The sequence below is a fragment of the Dyadobacter fermentans DSM 18053 genome (genome assembly GCF_000023125.1).
Lineage (GTDB): Bacteria > Bacteroidota > Bacteroidia > Cytophagales > Spirosomataceae > Dyadobacter > Dyadobacter fermentans.
Genome location: NC_013037.1, coordinates 3,578,773 through 3,595,431, shown reverse-complemented (window position 1 = coordinate 3,595,431; position 16,659 = coordinate 3,578,773). Strand labels below are relative to the sequence as shown.

The window sequence follows — 16,659 nt, the reverse complement described above, 5'->3', positions numbered from 1 at the left end:
ATTGATTCAGTAAGGATCATTAATTGGACTACTCTTCATGCAGAACCGCTGATTATACCACCTGGGGTATGTCGAGACGGTACACGTCGTCGGCGTAGTTGCTTGCGTCGATGGTCACGTCCATGTCTTTCAGGATACCGTTGCTGATATCGTAAACGACGCCATGCAATTGCAGCTTTTTGCCGTTAGCCCAGGCAGTTTGTACGATGGTCGTTTTGGCGAGGTCGCGCACCTGCTCCTGAACGTTGATTTCAACGAACCGGTCGGCTTTCTGTTTCGGATCTTCGATCGCATTCAGTTCCTGTGCGTGAAGGCGGTAAACATCCTTGATATGGCGCAGCCAGTTATCGATCAGGCCCACTTGCTTGTTGCCCATGGCCGTGATCACGCCGCCGCAGCCATAGTGTCCGCACACGAGGATATGCTCCACGCCGAGCACGTTCACCGAGTAGTCGAGCACGCTGAGCATGCTGATGTCCGTGTGAATGACCATATTGGCAATGTTCCGGTGCACAAAAATGTCGCCCGGCTGGGTGCCGGTGAGCTGGTTAGCCGGAACGCGGCTATCGGAGCAGCCGATCCAGAGGAACTTCGGAGCCTGGCCTTTCGCCAGATTGGAGAAAAACTCCGGATTTTCCTTGGTCGTTTCTTCTGCCCACTTCTTGTTGTTTTCAAATAACTGGTTATAAGCCCTGATCATGATTTCTTGATTAGAATTAATTGGAATAAAAAATACAGGAACATGCGCGCAGGGATGCGGAAATACCACACCGCATACGGCAGCAAAGCACTCTAAAGAGTTTGGATTAAGGAAATCAGATAAGCTCCGGAGGCGGAGAGAGCAGGTTGCGATATATCTCGTTATCGAAATTCGCAGTGTAGAAGAATGAGCTTTTGACCGGTATCATTTCTACGGAGCGGTCAAAATGCACGAGTTGGGGGATTAGCAGCTGGTCGTCGTTTAGTTTCTCGACCTCCGGCTTCCCCTCATTATCGCAGGTTCCGGTATCACACACCACAGAAGATTGGTCTTTGCATAGCAGCAAACTGGCAACATCTGTGGCTTTACAGATGAGGAAGGCCGTAAGCAGTATGAGACAAAGCGTTCTGAGCACGTGAAAACAGGTTTTTTAAGAGCCAAAATAACACTTAACGCGTTTTAAACGTTCAGTACGTCACATTTTAGTATGGCCTTGCGATGAATTTGTCTTATGTAACTAGCCGAGACAAATAAAAAAGGGTCGTATGAACAACCCTTACTTATTTACCTTCCATTGCTTTTCGTTGTTCTCCAACCAACGCCCCACCAGGAACGCCGATGTCAGCAGAACGACGTAAAAAACAATCATAATAACAGTCATCATCATAGTTGTACTCGATTATAATGCGATGTAAGATGAGCAAAAATAGCAAAAAATGCCACATCAGCCCCAGTTTTAGTAAAAATTTAAAGCACTCCTTTCGTCGATGGCATGAAATCCAGCGCTTTAAGGTCGCGTTTCACCGCCATTTTAATGGCCTTCGCAAATGCCTTGAAAATCGATTCGATCTTGTGGTGCTCATTGTCACCTTCCACCTTGATGTTCAGGTTGGAAAGCGAAGTGTCTGAGAATGACTTGAAAAAGTGAAAAAACATCTCGGTAGGCATTTCTCCGATCTTCTCTCTCTTAAATTCGGCATCCCAGACGATCCACGGACGGCCCGAAAAGTCGATCGCTACCTGTGCCAGCGCCTCGTCCATCGGCAACAGAAAGCCGTACCGGCTGATGCCGCGCTTATCACCGATTGCCTGGCGGTAGGCTTCGCCTAATGCGAGGGCGGTATCCTCTATCGTGTGGTGCTCGTCGATATGCAAATCTCCCACGACGTGGATCGATAGATCCGCTCCTGAATGGCGCGCGAGCTGGTCGAGCATATGGTCGAAGAAGCCGAGGCCGGTATGAATGTCGGAGCGGCCGCTGCCGTCGAGGTTCAGTTCTACTTTGATCTGCGTTTCCTTTGTGTTTCTTTCGACTGATGCCTTGCGAGAAGGGAGTTTCAAATGCTCGTATATAGCGTCCCAGTCGCTGGAAATCAATGCAGTGGCTTCATTATGCTCGCCGGAGAGGCCTTCTTCCGGCAGTTCGGAGCGGAAAAGGATCGCCTTTGCGCCTAGATTGACGGCCAGTTGCACGTCGGTAAGGCGGTCGCCGATGACGTAGCTGTTGGCCAGGTCGTATTCATTGGAGAAATACGAGGTCAGCATGCCGATGCCCGGCTTGCGGGTAGGCAGGTTGTCTTCCGGGAAACTGCGGTCGATATGCACATCTGCGAACCGGACGTCTTCGCCTTCGAGCGTTTTCACCATCTTGTTCTGGGCAGGCCAGAAAGTGTCTTCGGGAAAAGAACTCGTTCCGAGGCCGTCCTGGTTGGTAACCATTACAAGCTCGTAATCGGTTTCTTCCGCAATTTTGCGCAATGCGGAAATGGCTTTGGGCAGGAATTCGAGCTTTTCCAGGGAATCGACCTGAAAGTCGGTAGGTGGCTCGACGATGATCGTACCGTCGCGATCGATAAATAGTACTTTTTTCATTAACAGATTTGGATTACAAGCACCCTGCCAGAATTCCGCAGCGCTTTTTCAGCGCAAAGTTCGCAAAGAATGCCTAATTGAAAAGCAGTCGGCCACGAATAATGGTTATGACGGGAATTTACAGGGTAGGAGAGCGGTTCAGATATTGTAACTTTGCATTTTAAATTCTATATCAAAATGTTTACAGGAATTGTCGAAGCAATCGCCGAAGTGGTGAATGTAGCATCGGAGGGCACCAATAAGACTTTTACATTCAAATCGTCCATTGCCCATGAGCTCAAAATAGATCAGAGTGTAAGCCATAATGGCGTTTGCCTCACGGTAGTGGCGGTGGATGCGGATCAATATAAGGTAACCGCCATTGAAGAAACCTTGCTGAAAACAAACTTGGGCGAGCTGGTATCGGGCAGCAAGGTGAACCTCGAACGCTGCATGCCGGCCAATGGCCGCTTCGACGGGCATATCGTGCAGGGCCACGTGGACCAGACGGCCCGGTGCACGCAGGTGCAGGAGCGCGACGGCAGCTGGCTGTTCGATTTTGAGTACGACGCTTCCAAGGGCAACATCACCGTCGAGAAAGGCTCGATCTGCATCAATGGGGTGAGTCTTACGGTGTTTAATTCAAGCGAAAACACGTTTCGGGTGGCTATTATCCCCTATACCTATAACTTTACCAATTTCCATTCGTTGAAAGCTGGGGATTCGGTGAACCTGGAATTTGATATTCTGGGCAAATACATCAAGAGAATTCTCGGTTCCTATGCTGTTTAGCATATTGGCATCTTGAAATATTACGTTTATTTTTACCCGTTTATAATACCAAAGCGCATCTAATACATTCATGGCCAAAATAAGTACACAGTCCAGAACTGATCTTTTCATTCATATCGGAATCATTGTCTCGCTGCTTTTGGTCCTATTTCTGGGGTTTTTCTTCGTTTACCTTCCTTTCACAACCAATCATGGCGAGGCGATCACCGTGCCTGACCTGAAAAAGAAGAGTGTGGAGGATCTGGAAGACTTCCTCGGGGACCGCGACCTGCGCTACGAAGTCGACTGTACTTTTGTGACCAACGTGCCTGCGCTCACGATCATTTCGCAATATCCTTTGCCGGGTTCGAAGGTGAAGGAAGGCCGGAAAATATATGTGACGGTGGTATCGCGCACAGCGCCGCTGATCAAAATGCCGAAACTGACGGATATGACGCACCGCAGTGCTCAAATGCTGCTGAAAAGCGTAGGTCTGGAAGAAGGAAATATCTCATATGTGCCTGATATGGCGCAGAATGCGGTGTTAAAGCAAATGTACAACGGCAAGGAAATCCTGCCCGGGCAGCCGATCGCGAAAGGCTCGAAAATAGATCTGGAACTGGGCGAGGGGCTCGGCACGGCACAGTTTGAAGCACCATCGGTGATTGGAATGCCTGTGGATGAAGCGAAGATTGCAATTGTTGGAGCGGGACTGAAAGTTGGTCAGCAAATGGAAGTACCCGCCGAGGAAGGCCAGGCACCCGGGTCGATCGTGCGACAAAACCCCGATGCGGGAAATAAGGTAAGAATAGGGGACGTAATCGACTTGTGGGTCACGCCGCAGGCGCCTGAATCGACGGATAATGAGAATCAACCGCAGCAGTAGACAATTCTTCACACACGGGATTTTTATATGGATTTGCGTGCTGGCGATGGTGCAGAGTCATGTCGCCCGGGCGCAATTGCGCATCGTGCCGATTGATCAGGCCCGGTATCATGTATCGGAGAGCGAGTCCGAACCGCAAAACCACCGGACCCAGGCCTCGTTGAACCTGCCTTTTTTTGACGATTTTTCTACTACCAAAACACTCGCGCCCAGCACCCGCTACTGGCTGCCCGGAAGCGGTGTTTATATTAATAATACCCTTGTGAATGCCCATCCGTCGGTGAATGTTGCGACGTTCGACGGGCTGGACGCCAATGGCGCTCCTTACAACGTGGTAAACCCGCTTTCACAGGGCTATACGGACACGCTCACTTCCCAACCGGTGAATCTGGGCGGAAAAGTGGCTGCCGATTCGGTGTACCTGAGTTTCTATTGGGCGGCCAAAGGGCTTGGCGAACTGCCCGATTCCAGTGACTTTCTCAGATTAGAGTTTTTTAACAAAGCCGCTGAGTGGGTGCCGGTTTGGACACAGCTGGGTTATCAGGTGGACACTTTGTTCCATCAGCAGTTTATTGCCATTAAAGACGCCAATTACCTGCACGAAGCATTTCAGTTCCGGTTCCGGTCCTACGGGCGGAGCACAGGCGCATACGACACCTGGCATCTGGATTATGTCTATTTGAATGCGAAGAGGTCTGTAAAGCAGCCCTATCTGTTTGACGTGGCGTTACGGAAACCGGTTTCAAACCTGCTTAAAAAATACACGGCGATGCCTTTGCGGCAATATCGCGTGAGCCCCGCAGCCGCGATGGCCGATTCCCTGAGGACAGATATTGTCAATCATTTCAACAACTTCAACGTCCTTACGAGCACATTTACGCTCACGGACGCGCAGTGGGGAACCGAAATATTGCGTAATGTCCAGCGCTCGGTGTTTGTGGAAGCGCTTAAATCACAAACACTGCGCGTAAAAGTTTCGCCGGTTAATGCAGCCGCGCAGCTCGACAGCCTGCATTTGATCAGTAAATTTTACATTGCCACCACGGACACCATCCCCGGCGCCAATCTCAAAACGAACGACACTATTACGGCCCGGACCGCATTGAGCGATTACTTCGCTTATGACGATGGCAGCGCCGAATATGGCGTGCAGGTGAACCAGAAACTGGGCCGCGTGGCGGTGCAATATGCCCTCGCAAAACCGGATACGATCGGCGGTGTGCGGATGTCGATGGTGTCTTTTAACAAAGATATTTCCGGCCAGGGGTTCACAATCCAGATTTACAGCAACAAAGGCGGCAGGCCCGACCAGGTTATCGCGCAGCGCTCGGTGGCGGTCCGGTACCCGGTCATGCGCGATGGATTTATTGAATATGCATTTGCCAATCCGGTGGCTGTGCCCGATACATTTTATGTAGGTTGGGTGCAGATCAACGATCAGCCGGTAACCGTGGGCTTCGACCGCAATTCGCTGCTGGGCCGCAATGCGGTTTTTTACAACCTTGGCACCGAGTGGGCAAAAGAAACTTCTCTGAAAGGCTCGATCATGATCCGGCCGTACCTCGGGAAGAGCGTGCAGGGCGTGATCACCGGGAATGAGCCGCAGGAGGCGATCAATGCCGTTTTTTATCCCAATCCGGCGAGAGGAGCGGTGCATTGGAAAAACTCTTCCCTTCGTAAAGTAGAAATCTACAACTCCGCCGGTAGCCTCATCCATGCATTTGAACCGGCCCCCGACCAGCATTCTACCGGCGTGGAGCGATTGGACCAGGGCATTTATATTTTCAAGGCCACGGACGGGAGACGATCCTTTGTGCAAAAAATGTTAATTTCGAAATAGACTCAATCGTCACAAATTTTTTAAATATGGATATTACAGTTGAAGAATTGAAAGAGCGTCTTGAAAAGGGCGAAGACCTGCACTTTTACGACGTTCGCGAAGAACATGAATACGAAGAGGACAACCTCGGCGCGATACTGATCCCCCTGGGCGAGCTGCCGGATCACCTGGATGAGCTCGAAGCCTTGAAGGACGAAGAAATTATCATTCACTGCCGTTCAGGCGCGCGCAGCGGCAAGGCGGCACGTTACCTGGAGTCGCAGGGTTTCTCCAATGTACGCAACGTGTTAGGCGGCATCCTGGCCTACCGCGAGCTCGAAGACTAAATCTGATCAATTAGACGGGGCCTAGGCTCCGTCTAATTGCTTTCATGCAAATGGATCTGTTCCCGCACATATTCCAGGATGCGGTCGTAATCACCGGGGTGAAACCATTCGAAATTCCCCTGATGCCTGAACCACGTAAGCTGCCGCTTGGCGTACCGGCGTGAGTTCTGTTTCAGCAACCGTACCATTTCCTGCTCGTCATATTCACCATCGAGGTAGCTGTAAACTTCCCGGTAACCCACCGTTTTGAGCGCATGGTGCTCGCGGTATGCGATCACGCTTTTGGCTTCTTCCACCAGTCCTTCTTGCAGCATGATGTCCATGCGTTCGTCTATTCGCCGGTAGAGTTCCGCCCGGTCGCGGTCGAGCGCTATGTTAATGGGCTGAAATGGGCGCTGTCGCGTGTTTTTCAGCTTGAAATGGCTGATGGGCGTTCCCGATGTATGAAACACTTCCAGCGCGCGTACAACACGCTGCGGGTTTGCGATTTCGGGGGTAGCGGCAAAGTCGGGATCGATTTTGCGGATTTGTTCTTGCAGCACGGCAAGCCCATGCTCTTCCAGTTGCCGGGTGAGCGATTCGCGCAGGCCGGGAAGCGGGGCCGGTAATTCGTCCAAGCCTTCGAGTACCGCCCTGACGTAGAAGCCCGATCCGCCGGTCATCACCACTACATTATATTTTTGGAAGAGCGTGTCGAGCAATGCCAGCGCATCACGTTCGAAATCGCCGGCGCTGTACGGTTCCGAAATGGAATGGGAATCCACAAAATGGTGCGTGGCCCGGGCAAGTTCTTCGGGCGTGGGTTTTGCAGTGCCGATGCTGAGTTCACGGAAAAACTGGCGCGAATCGGCCGAGATGATTTCAGTATGAAGGTCGTTTGCGAGCTGAATGGCCAGTGCGGTTTTCCCAACGGCCGTCGGGCCTGCAACGGTGACCAGATATTTCTGTGGGCTATTTGGCATTGTGCCGTTTTTGTTTGAATTTTAATCAGCACAAAAATAGAGATATGGATTCCTCTACACTATTTTTTTTGATCATCGCCCTCATTGCAGGCGGGTTGTCCGGTGCTGCGCTCAACACCTGGCTGCAAGCCCGGAAATCTAAGAAATATGTGTCAACACAGGAAGCGTCGGTGCTTATCGAACGGATAGAGAAGGTTTTCAAAGTGGTCATGGCGGAAGGCTATTTCACCGAAATCTACAACTATCAGAACGACAAAAATATCTGGAACCTCATTAACGACAAAAAGAAAGCCCTGATTATCGCCAAGGCAAAGGTTTTGGTAGGTTATGATTTTGGTAAAATGAAATTCCACCGCCCGGATGGTGAACGCAAGCTGGTGATCGACTTCTTCCCCGCACCCGAAATCCTGTCCATCGACACTGATTACAAGTTTTACGACATCGAACAAGGCTGGCTGAACCGCTTCCAAAGCGACGATTACACTGCCATTCTGAACGAGGCCAAACAAACCATGAACGAAAAGGCCATGGAAAGCGATCTGCCCCGGATCGCCGGTAATCAGGTGCAATTGATGATATTTCAGTTAGCTGCATCCATGAATTGGTCCATCGAAATGAAGCTCCCCGATGGCAATGTGGCATTGCTGCGCGAATTCTCCCATTACCGTACACTGGAAGCCGAAATCGATTCTTTGGACGGCAGAAAGGAATAGTTATTTTTTTTATATAATTTATGCGTTAAACGCCTCTATTCTCATCAGAACGGGATTTGTCAGCGTATTCACTCGTACAGTTTCATTTATCACTTTCTAAACTTTAACAGTTATGCTCAGAAAATTATTACTATTCGCCTGCGTAGCGCTTACCATTGCCTTCGTCAGCTGTAAGGGAGATGACGGAGCCGTTGGCCCGGCGGGCCCGGCGGGGGCCCAGGGACCAGCAGGACCGGCGGGACCGGCAGGTGAGGATGGCGAAGACGGTACGGGTAGCTCGGCATTCATCCTTTCGACAGGACAGGTCACCACGGATACGACAGGCGGCTTTATCACTGGCCAGGAAGATCTCGATCCGTCCGAGGACAGCCTTTTCAGATCTTCGGTTGTGATGGTTTACCTGAAAGCGCAAGGCGTTTACTGGCCAATGCCGGGTATCATTGCTTTCGGGGGAAACAAAGTGAGCTCGTTTACATTCATCCACGGTGTGGAAGACGGGACGTTCTTTGTAGAACTGCTGCCTACCGATTGGAGCGAACAACAGACAAACGCGCCTGCACGGACTTTCGAAGACATCAGGATCGTCATCATTCCGGGAACATTGCTGGAACCAGGCGGCCGTTTGAATGCTGAAATAGACTTCAAAAGCTACGAAAAAACCATCGCCGCATTGGGCCTGACGGACGAGCAAGTTCAGAAAGCAGGTAAATTGAAAGTGAACCTTAGTCGGTTGAAGGCGGGTAAATTCAGCAAGTAATAAGGCATTAGTCGGCCAATCAGTATAAAAGGCCAGTCCGACATTACCGGACTGGCCTTTATTTTGGTCGCCACATAGTTAGCAAACAAAACAATTATGAATTGGGGGAATTCACCCACGCGCATGAAAGTCGTTTTAATTAGAGACCAATCTATCAAATGACATGGCAGTAGTAGAATTCCCCCAGCTCATAGCCCGAGGTTGTGGCCTGGATGTACACAAAGATACAGTAGTTGCTTCAATCAAAGGGACGGGAATCCAGGAAGAAACCCGGACCTTCGCCACCTTCACCAGAGACCTGGAAGATTTGTCGCATTGGCTTGAAGGCCATCAGATTACCCACATCGCTATGGAGAGTACGGGCGTTTACTGGCGGCCTGTGTATTATGTTTTGGAAGGCCGCTTTGAGATCATTTTGGTTAATGCCCGTCATATCAAGAACGTTCCCGGCCACAAAACTGATAAAAAGGATTCCGAATGGATCGCCAAGCTGCTGTTGAGCGGACTTCTTCGGCACAGCTTTGTCCCGGAAGGATGGGTGCGGGAGATAAGGACATTGCTACGCCACCGTAAGAAGCTTGTCAATGAGCGTAGCCGGGAGAAAAATCGGTTACAGAATATTCTGGAAGATGCCAACATCAAGCTCGGCAGCGTGGTTAGCGATGTGTTTTCCAAAACCGGACAGGGGATCGTAGATCTGCTTATGGAAGGAATTACTGACCCCGTGGTTCTCTCAAACCAGGCCAAAGGTTCGCTGGTAAATAAAAAGCAGGTTTTACAACAGGCGCTTTACGGCCGGTTCTGTGAGCGTCACCGCTTTATGTTAAAGTTGCTCACACAGACAATGGGCGCGCTGGAAAAGCTCATCGAACAACTTGACCAGCAGATTGAACTTTGCCTGGCCGGTAAGCAGGCCGAGCTCGCACTACTGCAAACCATCCCAGGCGTATCCAGGCAATCAGCTATTGGTATCGTTTCCGAGATCGGTCTGGACATGTCCCAGTTTATCTCAGACAAGCACCTGGCTTCTTGGGCAGGGGTATGCCCAGGCAACAACGAGAGTGCAGGAAAAGTAAGATCGGCAAGGACCACCCATGGCAACACCTATTTGAAAACAACATTGATCGAAGCAGCCTGGGCGGCAAGCCATACGATGAATACCTACCTGTCATTCAAGTACCACAAGCTCACCCAAAGACGGGGAAAGAAGAAAGCGGCAATGGCGATTGCCCACCACATACTCACAGCATCATACCATATCCTCCGGGATAAATTACCTTACAAGGAACCAGCCCTGAGACCAGAAATCCTGATCGAAAGAAGGAAAGCTGAAATCCAACGGTTAGAAAACCGCGTAAGGAAGTTGAAAATATTAGCGTCCCAATAGAAAGGTCGAGGCTTTTTTTGGTGGACTATACCCCGTAAACAAAACTGATAACAGACGCTAAGCACCCACAGCTGTTGCCATAGAGCACGTAGAAAAAATTTTTCTCTAAGAGGAAAAGCGCTTACATCGATCTGTGATCATCGGATTACTTTGTCTATACGGGTTTAGAAAAGACTTTCAGAAAAAAAAGAGCTTCCGTGAGGAAGCTCTTTCGCATTACAAATTCATTGTTCTTAGTATTCCCAGAGACCGTGTTCCAGTTCCATCAGCTCCTGTTCGTAGTTCAGGGATTTGATAAGGGCCTCTTTTTCACCGTTGTAAATGTCTAGGAATGCCTTATCGTTGGCATTGGAGAACTTGGTGATCCGTCCGTAGAACAGGCGAAGGTCAAATGCATCGGCCAGGTTCTTGTTTTGGGCGGTATTATGGGTGTTATACCAGATGTATTTTTTAGGATCGCTTCTGAAAAGTCTTTCAACGTCTTTCCAGCGGAATGAGGCCACCGGAAGTTCCAGACCTGTTGCAGTTTGCTCTGCGGGAAGAACGATCGTCAGCGTTTGGATATCGTTGTACAAACGTGAACGTTTCTTGTCGAAAACCCAGTCTTCCTTCACTTCGAGAATGCTCAGCTGTTCGGGGAAATATTCTTCTTCCGTTGCTGCAAATTGTTGTGTTTCGAAAGAAGTGCTGTCCGGCTTAGGCTCTTCCACTTTTGGTTCTTCTTTGGCAACCTCGGTTTTAGCACCTTTTTTCGAAGATTTCTTTTTGGGAGGTCCCCATCCGTCATCTTCTACCACTTCTTCTTTCTTGGTATCCTTTTTAGCCGTGTTGCCCCATCCGTCATCTGCATTAGCAGCCTGCTTGCTCGGATCAGTTTTGGCTTTCGCATCCCAGCCGTCCGCTTTCGCCGGTTCTCCGAAACCCGCCGCTATTTCCTCGGCAGAGAGTCCCGCGGTTTGGTTAGGGATCAGGATGCGTTTATGAAGTTCTTCACCAGTGATTTTGGTTGCGCAGGAATCGTTTACATAGGCGTCGATCAGTCCTGCTTTCGCCGCATCCAACAAGTAGCGTGTGATCTCATTGTTTTTAGAGAACATGGAAATGTTCTGCTTTTCTTTCAAATCGACCCGTCTCCAGAGCGTTCTTTTCATCATCACGTCACCGTCGGAGATGGGGCGTGATGAGAACTGATTCGCAGTCGAATCCTCTTTTTCCTGCGCAAATGTGGCAGTACTTGCAAGAGACAGCGACAGCAAAGACCATGCAATCGTTTTTCCGTTCATTCTTCTCATATCATACATAATGTTGTATTGTCCAATCAACGACTAAATGCCTGCGATTAGTATAGCGTAACTTGTCTGATTTGGTTACCCATTTCAACGTCGCTCACAGCACCCTTGAAGTTCTGGCGTTCTACTTTCAGGATCGAAATTACATAGCGGTCACCAGGCTGTGCTTGCTGTGCCAGAGACGAGATAGATCCGCCTCCGCCATTCAATGTAACACCACCGATGCGTCTGTTGTTACGTGCAAGTGAAATTTCAACCTGCGACACGCGGAACTTAGCGTCCTCAGGCGAGAAGTTTTTGAAACTCTCGTCAGGCACGGCGATAATCTGAATGCTTCTGGCTCCGGATGCAGGCGCGCCTCTGCGCTCGTCGAACGGAGCACCGTTCACGCGCACTTCCAGCGATGGTTTCGGAACGCGGTTTACTTTAAATGGCTCCGAACCCAGCACGTTACCCGCATTGCTTACGGTAATGTTCAGGCTGGATTTGCTTGGTACAATGGTAAATTTACCTTTTTGTCCGCTGTTGATAATTTCGCCACCGTCCGTCGAGAAGCTAGGTGCCCAAAGCGCACCCAATGCAGGGCTCTGGATGCTCAGCTTATTAGCGCAACCCAGGTACAATGGAGGCAATGTTCCTGTCTCGATCTGGTAAGAAGGCTTCACGACGAAGTATTCCTGCGTCATCGTGTAAGTAGTGTCTTTGCCGGATGGGGTAGGGATGGTGATCTGTCCGCGAAGCTCTCTTTTTGCCAGACCTTCTGCATTATATCCGCCACCTTGTGCAGTAAACTCGATTACACCGACACCGTTTTCAACTTTCACAGGAGAACCGTTCAGGCTCATGCGGGGAGTGATACCCGACGCCGAAGCCGCGATGAACATTTGTCCTTTGAATTTGGTACCTGCTACCACTGTTTTGGCATCTGCACTTACCATCGCCAACACGCGGTCGAACTTGATGTCCGCAGCACCTACTTTGCTCGCGAGGTAGTTCAGCACTTCGCCTTCCATACGACGAACGTCGGTTTGTTTCTGGCTCAATACGGCCAATGCCGCTGCAACGGGAGTCGATTCGAAGTTCAGCTCGGCGAAGTCTTTATTGCGTTGGTCTTTGTTACCTTTTGCAACCGGATCTTCGCGGCCGTCCAGTGCGAGGCCGGCGAATTTGTTAGGGGAAACCTTATTCAGTTCCGCCACGTAGCCGTTCAGGGTTTTTTGGAGCTCGTAAGCTTTACCTCTTTTGCCTACGCCGATCATCATTTCACCTACTTTGGTTTCTTCTTCAGGATTTTTGATCGCACCCTCTTCGTTGAAACCGCCGCCGGCTCTGGTGATGATCTCCTGTTTCAGTGCATTGAGCTGGTTATTAATGTCTGATGTAACCTTGCGAACCTGTTCGGCTTCTTTGATGACAGCCACGTCCGCAGCCCGGTTTCCGGACTTTTCAACCGCTGCCTTGATTTTAAGTACCGTTTCCTGATTGATTTTGTTAGCTGCTCCGGAGGATAATTCCAAAGAATTGTTCAGTAGGATGAATTTCTCGATGATAGCTGAGCTTACCTGCAATGCGAGCATCGCCGTGAGCACCAGATACATCATTCCAATCATCTTTTGACGGGGTGTTTCTTTTCCACCTGCCATATTGTTGTGTAATCAGTTTTCAGTGATTGAATTATTTAACTAATAACAACGACTCTGTAACCCCGACGGGCAGTCCCACAGATTTACAGAGTCATTGCCTGAGCGCTGTTACGCATTGCCGCCGCGCATGGCAGTCAGCATGTTTCCGTAGATGCCGTTCAATGAAGAGATATTGTTGGTCAATCTCGACATTTCGCTCTTGAATACTTGTGATTCCTTCGTGGCATCGGCCATGTTTTCCATCGCGGCGGTAAGGTTGCCGTAGAAAGCGTTCATGGCTTTCAGGTGTTTGGTAGTGTCCTGCAATTCCAGTTCGTACACTGCATTCAATGCACCCATGTTTTTGGTGATCTGCTGGAACTGGTCGCGGTACGACTGTGCATCTTTGGTAGCATCGGCCATCGAAGTCATCGCGTTGATCGCTACGCCGTAAGACTTGTTCATGTCGCTGATCGCGGTTGAAGCAGTTTTTACGTTTCTTGCGTAATCGTTGGTAGCAACGGTCGCGTCGGTAAGGTCGGTGATTTTGCCCACAGTTTCAGACAGGTTTCTGAAACCTTTGCCCAGGCTGTCAAAGACGTCGGGAGACAACTTCGCGTTGTCGAGCATGTTATCGAGCTTGGCAGTGATATTGCTGCTTGGAGCGGCGTTTCTTGAAATTGCAGGGCCTGAATAATCGTCTGCAAGCTCAGGGTAAACGCGAGTCCAGTCTGGTTCCTTGTCAACAGATTGCGTGAGTGTTTGCAATGCATAGAGCAAGAAGATGAGAACCTCGGTTCCCAAACCTGCTGTAAGCATCGGGCCGCCTCCTTCCCAGTGCTGGATTTTAAATAGAGCTCCTAAAATTACGACGGCAGCACCCGCACTGTATATTGTTGGTACTAGTTTATCCCAAAAAAAATTAGGTCCGCTACTCTTAGCCATGTGAATTGAAATCGGTTACAGTGAAAAATTATAGTAAGTAAAGTGTTAGATTGATTCGGGCAGATCGTAAAAAAGAAGCAGTGTATAGACGCTGCTTCTTTTTAAGTGAAAGTCTTGATTAACGACGGGCACGAGCTCCTCCGCGGTCGTTGACGTTATCCATCACGCAACGGAAGCCGATGAATGCGCGGGTTTCTGTTTCGAATTCGTAGGTCCGGGTACCGGTTTGCAGGTAGTAAGCGATATCTTTCCACGATCCGCCTTTTACTACTTTGCGTGGTTCGTTCGGGTCGTTGTATTGCGGGTTCATATCCCACACGATCGCCGTTGCATTATCGGTATAAGCGTCGGAAGTCCATTCTGCTACGTTTCCGGCCATGTTGTACAAGCCGAAGTCGTTAGGATTGTAGGCGTTTGCCGGGCCTGTGTAAGGATAGCCATCGGCATCGTAATTACCGCGCTGCGGTTTGAAGTTCGCCAGGAAGCAGCCCTTTGCATTCATGGTGTAAGGGTTACCCCAGGGATATTTCGCAACGGCACGTCCGCCTCTTGCAGCCCATTCCCATTCAGCTTCTGTCGGCAGACGGAACCCTGTTGAGTTGAACTGACCTTCTTTGTTCTGGAAGTCGTGGAGCAGGTTCGTGCGCCATTTTGAGAAGTAGGTAGCGGCTACCCAGCTCACGCCCACCACAGGGTAGGTATCAAAGCCAGGGTGCTGATAATAGTATTCTACGAATGGATCGCCATTGGAATAAGCAAAGTCTTTTTTCCAAACGGTAGTATCGGGATAGTACTTGGCCATGATTTCTTCCTCACCGAGTACGGATACGGAGTCAACCAGCAGCGCGTTCACGAACTGACGATATTCGTTGTTGGTGATCTCAGTATCATCCATGAAGAATGAGCTGATCGTCACGCGGCGGTTCATGTTGTTCATGGAGGAAGCGATGTCTTCGTCAGCCTGGCCCATCACAAAAGAACCTGAGGGGATCACAACCATCCCTGCCGGAGTGGTCTGCTTAAATCCCTTACGGGCAGTAGCAGTGATTTCACCGTTTTGAATACCGCTTTCTTCTTTTCCTCCCTTGCCAAACTTGCTTTTGAGAAAACCGCAGCTTTGCAAGAGCATTATTGCGGCTACCAGAAGCAGGCTTTTGACTCCATCCCGATAGAACACTTTCACATTCATAGTGGTTTTGTAAATTTTGATAATAAAATGCTAGCCTAAAAACGTCAACGAATGATATCTAGTATACTTGAAATAAAACAAAATGTGAACGCCTGCCAGAATAAGTACCGGTTGATTTCGCTGGGGAAATCGTCACGGATCAGTTACTAAATCAGGTGTTTATCGACTTAACGTAAGAATAATGCAATTGGTATGGAAGCCGAACATTTTACAAATATAAATCAAAGTTTCGCAAACTGATTCACACGAGTTACCAAGAGGTCCGGAAAAAGCGTCGATTTGACATCCAATTCTTGGATTTTTAATAATTTGATGATAAAATATTAATATATCTCAAACGTTTGGTTACACGTGTTTAAAAACGGAACCTTGGCGTGCGGATAGGCGCCTTTTTGCCCAATTTCGGCGAAGGCAGCGCATATGAAAGCATTACTTCGAAGGAAGAAGGCGATTTGGCTTTGTTGCCGCCCACAACCATGTCGTATGCCCCCGAGAGCCGCAGCGACTGATCGGCGAGCAGATAAATGCCGCCCATGATGATGAAGTAGGTATCCTGCTGCCGGTAGGTCCCCCCGATCCAGTAGCGTTTGTTGTAAGTTACAGTTGCACCACCTTCGACCGACACCGTGCTGATATCCGATTTTACGAGTACAATCGGCTGAATGTCCAGCAGGTAGCCCAGTTCGAGGTTTACACCCGCATTGAAATACAGCGTCCGCGGAAGTGGGTTGGTGCCTGTTTCGGAGCCGAGCTGGTATTTGGGTTTCAAAAAGTGGTTCAGCGAGAGGCCTGCGTAGAATGTCTCGTTTTCATAACGTGCGCCGACGGAAAAATCCGGATTGATTTCAGCAATTGTACCGGTTTGGATCAAAGGATCGTCCGGGTCGCGGGCGCGGAGTTTGCCGTAGTCGATGGCCTGGCGGAACAGTCCCGCGCTCACACCTACGCCCAGTTTGCCGCCGCCCAGCGGAATGTGATAGGCAGCCGAAAGTTTAAAATCCTGGTCAGTTCTCGGGCCGCTTTTATCATTCAACGCATAGAACCCGATACCGAAGTTCTTGATAGGCATGCTGAACGAAAACATTTGAGTGGAAAGCGCACCGCCCTCGTCGACATTAGTGCCCTGGTAACCTGCATATTGCGTCCGGTGCGTGAGCTGGAATTTCGTGAAACCGTCGGAGCCGGCTGCGGCTGGGTTCAGATAAAGCTGGTTGAGCGAGAATAAGCTGAACTGCGCGTCCTTCTGGGCAATGGCGCAGAGCGGCATGAATAGCATTAATGCAAAGAGCCGGATATGTCTGGTACTTCGAGTGGTAAAGGTCAAAGTCATGCCGCAGGAGTAGATTTAAGGATCACGCTGATATGCTTTCGGATTTAGATTGATAACGCATATTGCTCAAAAAAATTGATATAAACATGAA

At 49.6% G+C, this 16,659-nt stretch carries 16 protein-coding genes; 7 read left to right on the top strand and 9 right to left on the bottom strand.

Annotated elements, in window-relative coordinates:
* Positions 1–52 precede the first annotated feature (52 nt).
* The 3 genes from can to hisB all read right to left on the bottom strand — a co-directional run bounded on the left by can (position 53) and on the right by hisB (position 2,572).
* Positions 53–700, bottom strand: coding sequence for a carbonate dehydratase (gene can / locus DFER_RS14475; RefSeq protein WP_015812394.1), 648 nt, complete (start codon positions 698–700; stop codon positions 53–55).
* Positions 701–815: 115 nt separating this feature from the next.
* Positions 816–1,115, bottom strand: coding sequence for a hypothetical protein (locus tag DFER_RS14470; protein WP_015812393.1), 300 nt, complete (start codon positions 1,113–1,115; stop codon positions 816–818).
* A gap of 332 nt (positions 1,116–1,447) precedes the next feature.
* Positions 1,448–2,572, bottom strand: coding sequence for a bifunctional histidinol-phosphatase/imidazoleglycerol-phosphate dehydratase HisB (gene hisB / locus DFER_RS14465; protein ID WP_015812391.1), 1,125 nt, complete (start codon positions 2,570–2,572; stop codon positions 1,448–1,450).
* A 177-nt stretch (positions 2,573–2,749) separates the two neighbouring features.
* Between hisB and DFER_RS14460 the strand changes: the two genes are divergently transcribed.
* The 4 genes from DFER_RS14460 to DFER_RS14445 all read left to right on the top strand — a co-directional run bounded on the left by DFER_RS14460 (position 2,750) and on the right by DFER_RS14445 (position 6,374).
* On the top strand, positions 2,750–3,343 hold the full coding sequence (locus DFER_RS14460) for a riboflavin synthase (protein ID WP_015812390.1): 594 nt from the start codon (positions 2,750–2,752) through the stop codon (positions 3,341–3,343).
* Positions 3,344–3,413: 70 nt separating this feature from the next.
* Positions 3,414–4,208: a PASTA domain-containing protein gene (locus DFER_RS14455; protein WP_015812389.1), complete on the top strand. Its 795-nt coding sequence runs from the start codon at positions 3,414–3,416 to the stop codon at positions 4,206–4,208.
* Positions 4,186–6,048 carry a T9SS type A sorting domain-containing protein gene (locus DFER_RS14450; RefSeq protein WP_015812388.1) on the top strand — a complete coding sequence of 621 codons (1,863 nt, stop codon included), beginning with the start codon at positions 4,186–4,188 and terminating at the stop codon, positions 6,046–6,048. The genes DFER_RS14455 and DFER_RS14450 overlap by 23 nt, the downstream gene beginning before the upstream one ends.
* 26 nt (positions 6,049–6,074) lie before the next feature.
* Positions 6,075–6,374 carry a rhodanese-like domain-containing protein gene (locus DFER_RS14445; protein ID WP_015812387.1) on the top strand — a complete coding sequence of 100 codons (300 nt, stop codon included), beginning with the start codon at positions 6,075–6,077 and terminating at the stop codon, positions 6,372–6,374.
* Positions 6,375–6,406: 32 nt separating this feature from the next.
* Here DFER_RS14445 and miaA read toward each other — a convergent pair whose 3' ends face one another.
* Positions 6,407–7,336: a tRNA (adenosine(37)-N6)-dimethylallyltransferase MiaA gene (gene miaA / locus DFER_RS14440; protein WP_015812386.1), complete on the bottom strand. Its 930-nt coding sequence runs from the start codon at positions 7,334–7,336 to the stop codon at positions 6,407–6,409.
* Between the two features lie 44 nt (positions 7,337–7,380).
* Between miaA and DFER_RS14435 the strand changes: the two genes are divergently transcribed.
* From DFER_RS14435 to DFER_RS14425, 3 genes are all read left to right on the top strand, one after another.
* Positions 7,381–8,049 carry a DUF4230 domain-containing protein gene (locus DFER_RS14435; protein WP_015812385.1) on the top strand — a complete coding sequence of 223 codons (669 nt, stop codon included), beginning with the start codon at positions 7,381–7,383 and terminating at the stop codon, positions 8,047–8,049.
* 112 nt (positions 8,050–8,161) lie between these two features.
* Entirely contained in the window at positions 8,162–8,806 is a 645-nt protein-coding gene (locus DFER_RS30135) for a hypothetical protein (RefSeq protein ID WP_015812384.1), read from the top strand.
* A 163-nt stretch (positions 8,807–8,969) separates the two neighbouring features.
* On the top strand, positions 8,970–10,193 hold the full coding sequence (locus DFER_RS14425; RefSeq protein ID WP_015810681.1) for an IS110 family RNA-guided transposase: 1,224 nt from the start codon (positions 8,970–8,972) through the stop codon (positions 10,191–10,193).
* A 233-nt stretch (positions 10,194–10,426) separates the two neighbouring features.
* On the opposite strand, the gene porN is transcribed toward DFER_RS14425, so the two are convergent.
* The 5 genes from porN to DFER_RS14400 form a co-directional block, all read right to left on the bottom strand.
* The gene (porN, locus tag DFER_RS14420) at positions 10,427–11,494 is read right to left on the bottom strand and encodes a type IX secretion system ring subunit PorN/GldN (RefSeq protein WP_015812383.1); all 1,068 of its coding nucleotides are present in this window, start codon (positions 11,492–11,494) and stop codon (positions 10,427–10,429) included.
* Between the two features lie 38 nt (positions 11,495–11,532).
* Positions 11,533–13,083: a type IX secretion system motor protein PorM/GldM gene (gene porM / locus DFER_RS14415; protein WP_374754543.1), complete on the bottom strand. Its 1,551-nt coding sequence runs from the start codon at positions 13,081–13,083 to the stop codon at positions 11,533–11,535.
* A 150-nt stretch (positions 13,084–13,233) separates the two neighbouring features.
* The gene (gene porL, locus DFER_RS14410; RefSeq protein ID WP_041735120.1) at positions 13,234–14,049 is read right to left on the bottom strand and encodes a type IX secretion system motor protein PorL/GldL; all 816 of its coding nucleotides are present in this window, start codon (positions 14,047–14,049) and stop codon (positions 13,234–13,236) included.
* Between the two features lie 118 nt (positions 14,050–14,167).
* Positions 14,168–15,238, bottom strand: coding sequence for a T9SS ring complex lipoprotein PorK/GldK (gene porK / locus DFER_RS14405; RefSeq protein ID WP_015812380.1), 1,071 nt, complete (start codon positions 15,236–15,238; stop codon positions 14,168–14,170).
* Between the two features lie 355 nt (positions 15,239–15,593).
* A complete protein-coding gene (locus tag DFER_RS14400) occupies positions 15,594–16,568 on the bottom strand; it encodes a PorP/SprF family type IX secretion system membrane protein (RefSeq protein ID WP_187293385.1) in 975 nt (324 codons plus the stop codon).
* Positions 16,569–16,659: the final 91 nt, after the last annotated feature.